This is a genomic window from Candidatus Aegiribacteria sp. (assembly GCA_021108435.1).
Lineage (GTDB): Bacteria > Fermentibacterota > Fermentibacteria > Fermentibacterales > JCC-6 > Aegiribacteria.
The window spans coordinates 22,228-28,791 of the sequence record JAIOQY010000172.1 but is presented as its reverse complement, the minus strand read 5'-3'; the positions used below and the strand labels follow the sequence as shown (position 1 = coordinate 28,791).

The window sequence follows — 6,564 nt, the reverse complement described above, 5'->3', positions numbered from 1 at the left end:
CAGGATACTGACTAAAAATCATGAAAGATTCGTACTGATCCCTCCATGTAACTAGATAGTTATCTCTTCAGAATATAAACGGTTTCATACTCCGCAGAGCAGATCACAGCTCTCTGGCCATCACTGCTCAGATCAATGCTCTGAGGGTATCCTAATTCCAAGGTTTTGTATTCAATCTGTCCGCTTTCGGCAACAATGATCATTCCGATATTCTCACATGCGGCATATCCATAGCTCCCGTCAGGCATTGATGCTGCTGTTGTCGGGACAACGGGAAATGTTATCATCTTGTATAAATCGCAGTTTTCCTTTTTGATAAACCAGAGTTCATTGCTACCCTCCACAATGGCACAGATAAATCCCTGAGGTCCCGGGAAAAGGCTTAGAACATCGCCAGGAACCGGACAGGATCCCGTTTCTGTCCATGTTTCAGTATCAAAAGCCGCTATGACCCTTCTGGATCCACCTGCCAGAAATATCACATCTCCGTTCTGATCTGCCGCAATTCCCTGGCAATCATCCAGCAGTTTGGACGGGATGCTGAAGACTTCATGCGTGATCAGATCAACCTTTGTCAGACAATCATTTTCATGCACAATCCAGGCGGAACCATCGACAACCGATATGGAAATGAATTTCGCCCCGCTGCCGATATTCAGTGGAGGATCAAGGCACTCTCCAACTATATCTACAGTGTAAAGCAGGCTTTCAGTCAGAACATACCCGTAGCCGTCAACATCAGTATCCCCAAGGTCACGAATTTCAACACCAACATCGAGCACGGAAACCATGTCTCCAGAGACGATGTCAACAAGAACAATGTTATCATCCGCGATGACAAGCGCCAGATCCTGTACGCATGTGCATTCACACATTGAGGGTACACCGACAGACTCAAACGAAATTGCATAATCAACTCTGGAGGGATACCCAAGTATTTCGGATGGAGAATCGAAAATACAGGACACCTGCATCAGCATTAATGGAATAGCCACTGACAGAAGTATCATATATCCAGGGGGAATGATCCGTTTAATCATTAAGGATATCTCCAATTACTCTGATCTGATTACGACAACTTTCCTACTTGCAGAATTACCGGCAGCATGACGAACATGAATCAGATACACACCTGAAGGCACATAACCCCCTCTATCCTTTATGGTATCCCAGTAGATTCTGTAGTCTCCGGATTCAAGATATTGGTTCATCACTTCTGCCACGAGCCTGCCGGAGATATCGTAAATGGAAACAACAGTAAGCCCGGCATCAACAGTAAGATCCAGGGTGACAAAACCGGATAATGAAGGATTTGGGAAAGGGTTCGAAACCTGAAGGTATCCTGACTGGGAATAAGGTATTGAATTTGAAAATCCTGGAGTGGGATTACTGAAGAACTCCCATGTTGTTCCACCATCAGGATTTCTTCCCAGAGACCAATCCCTGTCAATTATCCCGAAAGTAATGCTGTCAATCAGTTCCGGTGCAGGGGCTTTATTTCCTCTACAGATGAGTCCGCCCGATTCAACAGGCTGCCTTGAAAAATAGAGGCTGTCTCCTTCACTGGAAAGCCGCCATGGGAGATGATAACCATTCTGCCACCAGTTTCCATCAGCCCATACAACGAGATAGCCGCCTGATGGAATAACGGTTCCTTCGGGGAAACGGTAAATCGACAGATCAAGGGGATCATCCGAAAGGTAGACCCAGCTCAGATCACAATCGTATTCCGAACCATTGTATATTTCCAGCCAGTCATCGAACTCACCGTATCCATCAGCGATTGTGGTCTCATTCACGGACTGGAGTTCATTTATCACTATTCCATTGAATACCTGTGGATAGAACACAGCACCCATATCCGATCTTGTTTCATCAGGATCATTCACCGAGGGATCTCCTGAATCAATACAGGGTGATGTGTAAGACAGATGGAAGTCCAGTTCTCCCCATCCAGTAAATCCGGGATCTGCGGCTATATTCCCCTGCCCCTGCCACGGTTCTTCGATTCCTGTCAGGCTGTAATTCACGGATGATACTGAGCCGTCCTCGAAACTGAATAATACAGAATTATCACTGAATATGGATCCTCCGACAGAAACATCGCCTCCTCCGTATCCCGCAGTTTTTTCATAAGCCCGGATGCCGGTTTCGCAGCTGATTACAGTACACCTGTCAATCAGAGCAGCAGATCCATCTTTTACGGATATACCTTCGTAGCAGTCATGAACGATCTGCCGGAGCAGCGCAGCTTCAGATGTACCGCTACCCGCACCTGGATTAACGCCTATAGAGAAACCCTTGTCCTCAATTCCCCATATGAGATTATCCTCAGCAGTGAGAAAACTGCCGTTAAGATCTATTCCATCTCCTTCAATGTTGAATATCTCGCAATTCCTGACAATGTATTCACCATAGGTGCAATTCTGAAATTCAACAGCATCGTGATAACTTGCCGGTGGATTTATCATGTTCCCGAATCTGCAATCAGTAATCAGCGCTGATATCCCTGATTCCATGAAAAACAGTTCTCCTGTGTTCCAGCCTGTAAGATCACAGCTGTCAAGAGTTGCTGATCCGCCTGAAACCTGAATACATCTTTCATTGTTTGAGAATGAGCAGTTCTCCATGATCAGGTCAGTATTGGACGCCTTGATACATGCTGTATTGCTTCCGGCTCCACCTGAACCTGTTGAATTTGTGAAGGATGTATAACAGAAGATGGCCTCTTCACCGGAGAGTTCTATCCCATTCCAGGGCTGCGAACTGTTATTCGCCACAAACCTTACCGAATCAGAGGAATTACCTTCAGATCGCAACGATCCGGAACAATCGAATCCAACCCCTCCCTCAATTCGGACGTCCACCCCGCCCTCGATATATAGAGAAGATCCGTAAGGTATGAAGATATCCCCGGTTACCAGATATGGAGAACTGTTCTTCTGCAGGAGTGTTGTTCCGCTGAGTGTCCCGCTTAACTCTGTATAATCGGAAGTTACCGTCATGGGATTCCAGTGATCGTAAGCCTCGGTGATCCATCCATCGGTTTCGGCTTCTACCGTCCATATGTACCTTTTCGGTTCGAGATCTGTGAATGTGAAACATGTATCCGTGATTCCATAGTGTTCCTGCACGGTAGAATCAGGACAGCCTAATCTGGTGGATAAATACACATTGTATGTTATTGCTCCGCCAGCGGGAGCTGAAGCGTTATCCCATGAGATAAACCTGTTTCCAAGGCTTAGCGTATCACCGCAATGAGCCTGGAACGGTCTTGGAGCGCTGGCGTATTGAGAAAGCATCGCGTCCATCTTGAATGGTATTCTGTCAGTCATGAGAATCTCGATTTCCTCATGAAACTCATCAACATCTATGGCGTCCATCAAATCATCGATTACAGCCTGTTCCAATGCAAGTTCAAGGGAATCAATCACCGGACCAAGTACGGTGATATTAATGACTTCATCGGTAATGCTCTGCATTCTGTCAAAGTACATCTCGAACAGGACAGGATCAAGTATTATCTTCTCAAAAAGAGTGTTGTCATACCAGAACGCATTTACGCCCTGACTGAAGGGGCGGGTAATCCAGTCACCGAACGTCTTGTCAACATCCCAGGACATCATTGTCCAGACGCCGGAACCCTGAACATCGTGGTACATGAAGTAATTATGGTAATAAGTACTGAAATTATTGGTCAGAGTATTCGTTGCTACAATTGTCAGAAGTCTGTTAACGTTGAACCACTCACTTATGTCATTATGAAAACTTTCAGGTGGAACCTGATCAAGATAATCGATAAGTTCATACAGATCATTCCAGCCTTCATTCTCATTCGTTCTCTTGTCCCAGAACTCGTCAACATTGTCGTAGATGCTGAGACATGCGCCGTCTATTGCGGCCTTGTAAAGATTTCCCTGTGGATCGAGAGCGTTATCTATAAGAAACTGCTCATCAACCGGATTCGTTTTAATGTACAATCCTATATAGCTGTCATTTACATACATTCTTGCGTGATCGACTTCAAAGCATGGATATTCGAGTTGTTCCATTATCCACGCGAAGAGCCAGGAATGGATATACGTGTGATCCATATACTCGCTGTTGAAATTCCATTTTGTTCTGTTGTCAAGCGGGTCCTGCTCTGAGAAAGTGATTCGGTAGGATTTCTTCGGATAACCTCTTGAGCTGTCTCCGCGAAGGCGCAATCTTGCATCGGTATATAGTGTATCATCATGTATTACAGTACAGTCTATCTCAATATTCTCATCATACCAGTAGGTGATCATCTGGTTGTAATCTTCCTGATTGCAATAGATCATATACGAGGGAACTTCTCCGTATGATAGAGAAATGAGTATTATCAGTATTAGAATATTCTTCACTTAAACCCTTTCAAGCCTCAAGATTCCCGCTCACCGATAATCTGAATTCTGACTTTTCTCGAGCGCTGTCTGTTGTCATGATCTATAAGCACAATCTGCTGCCAGGTTCCGGTAAGAATATTTCCGTTAACAATCGGCAGTGTAATCCCGGGTCCCATAAGAGAAGCTCTCAGATGAGAAAAACCATTATCATCACCCCAGGTTTCTGAATGTCTGGAGCGAATTGTCTGAGAAACCATTTTCTCAAGCTGCTCTTTCATGTCCAGAACAAGAGCCGGTTCGTACTCAATCGTAGTGATTGAGGCAGTTGAACCGATAACGGTAACCGCAACCAGACCATCAGTTATTCCGGATGATTCTATCGCTGATTCAACATCATCTGTAATATTTATGATATCTGAAAATCCCTTTGTAGATAATGTTATTGTATTTCCGTATACCAGAGCTATCTCCGTCCTCAGCCGAATTTATAATGTTTCCGAACCGCCTCATGAATCTTCCATCTGCAGGATAATCCCTCAGGGAATATTACAAGATCCCCGGAACCAAATGAAACTTTACCGGAATCTGTAGTGACTGTTACGCTTCCTTCAAGTAGAAAGCATGTTTCACGAGCATCATAACACCAATCGAATTCAGAAGTTTCGCAGGTCCAGACCGGCCATGAAAATACTTCCATTTTATCAATCTCAGTTTTATCCGGTTTTCTTACTTCTATTTCCAAAATACCTTCCTTACAATTCGTTACTCACTTCCATCAAAGCAGTACGTACAAAGTTTTTCCTTTGGAATTCCAATCGCCTCTACAAGGTCATCAAGTCTCTGGTAGGAAAGTGAAGTCAGGCGGAGCCTCCTCCGTATTCTTTCCACCATTTCCGCATATTCTTCAGAGTTAATATCAAGATATTCATCGGGTACTATATCTCCAGATCCCTCCAGTTCTTTTATCGCTTTCCTGCCTGCCAGATCCAGAATTGATCTCGATCGCGAGAAATTAAGATACTTGCATCCGAAAACCAGCGGTGGGCACGCAGGCCTCATATGTATTTCAGCGGCTCCAGCGTCAAATATCCGCTTAACTGTGTCCTGCAGCTGAGTACCTCTTACTATTGAATCCTCACAGAAAAGAAGCCTTTGATCCTGAATCAATTCCCGAATGGGTATAAGTTTCATTCTCGCTACTATATCTCTTACTTTCTGATCCTGCGGCATGAAACTGCGCGGCCAGGTTGGCGTATACTTGACAAATGGGCGTCTATACGGAACACCGGAATAGTTTGCGTATCCTACAGCATGGCCTGTACCCGAATCGGGTATACCTGCTATCAGATCAACTTCCACATCATCTCTTTTTGCCAGGCATTCACCGCATCTGTTGCGGACATCCTCTACATTGATTCCCTCGTAATTTGAAGCCGGATAACCATAATAGACCCAGAGAAAAGAACATATCTGCATTCTTTCTCCTGGTTCCTTTTTCTGCTCAAACCCGTCCTCTTTTATTAGAACTATCTCTCCAGGCCCGAGATTGTGAACATATTCGTATTCAAGATTGGGAAATGTGCATGTTTCAAAAGTCACAGCCATGGCATCGCTTTTTCTTCCAACGGATATTGGAGTTCTGCCAAATCTGTCCCTCGACGCATAAATTCCTTCACCTGTCAGAAGCAATATGGAACAGGAACCTTCGATTTCTTCCTGAGCGTGAGTGAGTCCGGCTGTGAACGATTCCTCCTGATTTATAAGCATAGCTACAACTTCAGTAGGATTTATCTCCGCACCTGACATCTCTGAAAAGTGTCCTGCTCTCTTTTCAAATACCTTGCTGACCAGTTCATCTATGTTATTGATCACTCCTACAGTTACAATTGCGTATTTTCCAAGATGCGAGCCGATTATCAGCGGCTGATCTTCGAAATCGCTTATCACTCCAATGCCCATCCATCCTTCCATCTCAGAAAGATCATCCTCAAATTTAGAACGGAATTGCGCATTTGAAATGTCATGAATCACTCTGTGTATTCCCTGGTGACTTCTTACGGCCATCCCACCCCTCATAGTGCCAAGGTGCGAATGGTAATCAGTTCCATAGAACAAATCTTCAGTACAACTCTTTTTTGAAACAACACCAAAGAAACCGCCCATAAAATCCCCCCTGGCTGAATTGAAAATCGAGCAG

The 6,564-nt window shown here is 44.6% G+C and carries 5 protein-coding genes; all 5 read right to left on the bottom strand.

The annotated features are described in order from the left end of the window. Nucleotides 1-59: 59 nt before the first annotated feature. From K8R76_09765 to K8R76_09745, 5 genes are read right to left on the bottom strand one after another with little or no spacing between them, the layout of a single operon-like run. Nucleotides 60-1,040, bottom strand: coding sequence for a hypothetical protein (locus K8R76_09765; protein MCD4848468.1), 981 nt, complete (start codon nucleotides 1,038-1,040; stop codon nucleotides 60-62). Nucleotides 1,041-1,055: 15 nt separating this feature from the next. Continuing rightward, complete coding sequence (locus tag K8R76_09760) at nucleotides 1,056-4,385, bottom strand: CotH kinase family protein (GenBank protein MCD4848467.1); 3,330 nt, start codon at nucleotides 4,383-4,385, stop codon at nucleotides 1,056-1,058. A gap of 17 nt (nucleotides 4,386-4,402) precedes the next feature. Then, the gene (locus K8R76_09755) at nucleotides 4,403-4,828 is read right to left on the bottom strand and encodes a secondary thiamine-phosphate synthase enzyme YjbQ (GenBank protein ID MCD4848466.1); all 426 of its coding nucleotides are present in this window, start codon (nucleotides 4,826-4,828) and stop codon (nucleotides 4,403-4,405) included. Between the two features lie 14 nt (nucleotides 4,829-4,842). Beyond that, nucleotides 4,843-5,109: a cupin domain-containing protein gene (locus tag K8R76_09750; protein MCD4848465.1), complete on the bottom strand. Its 267-nt coding sequence runs from the start codon at nucleotides 5,107-5,109 to the stop codon at nucleotides 4,843-4,845. A gap of 20 nt (nucleotides 5,110-5,129) precedes the next feature. Further along, on the bottom strand, nucleotides 5,130-6,530 hold the full coding sequence (locus tag K8R76_09745; GenBank protein MCD4848464.1) for an amidophosphoribosyltransferase: 1,401 nt from the start codon (nucleotides 6,528-6,530) through the stop codon (nucleotides 5,130-5,132). Between the last annotated feature and the right edge of the window lie 34 nt (nucleotides 6,531-6,564).

Coding starts and splice junctions, on each gene's coding strand:
- K8R76_09745 (MCD4848464.1), bottom strand. CDS start 6,530: ATGGGCGGTTTCTTTGGTGTTGTTTCAAAAAAGAGTTGTACTGAAGAT.
- K8R76_09765 (MCD4848468.1), bottom strand. CDS start 1,040: ATGATTAAACGGATCATTCCCCCTGGATATATGATACTTCTGTCAGTG.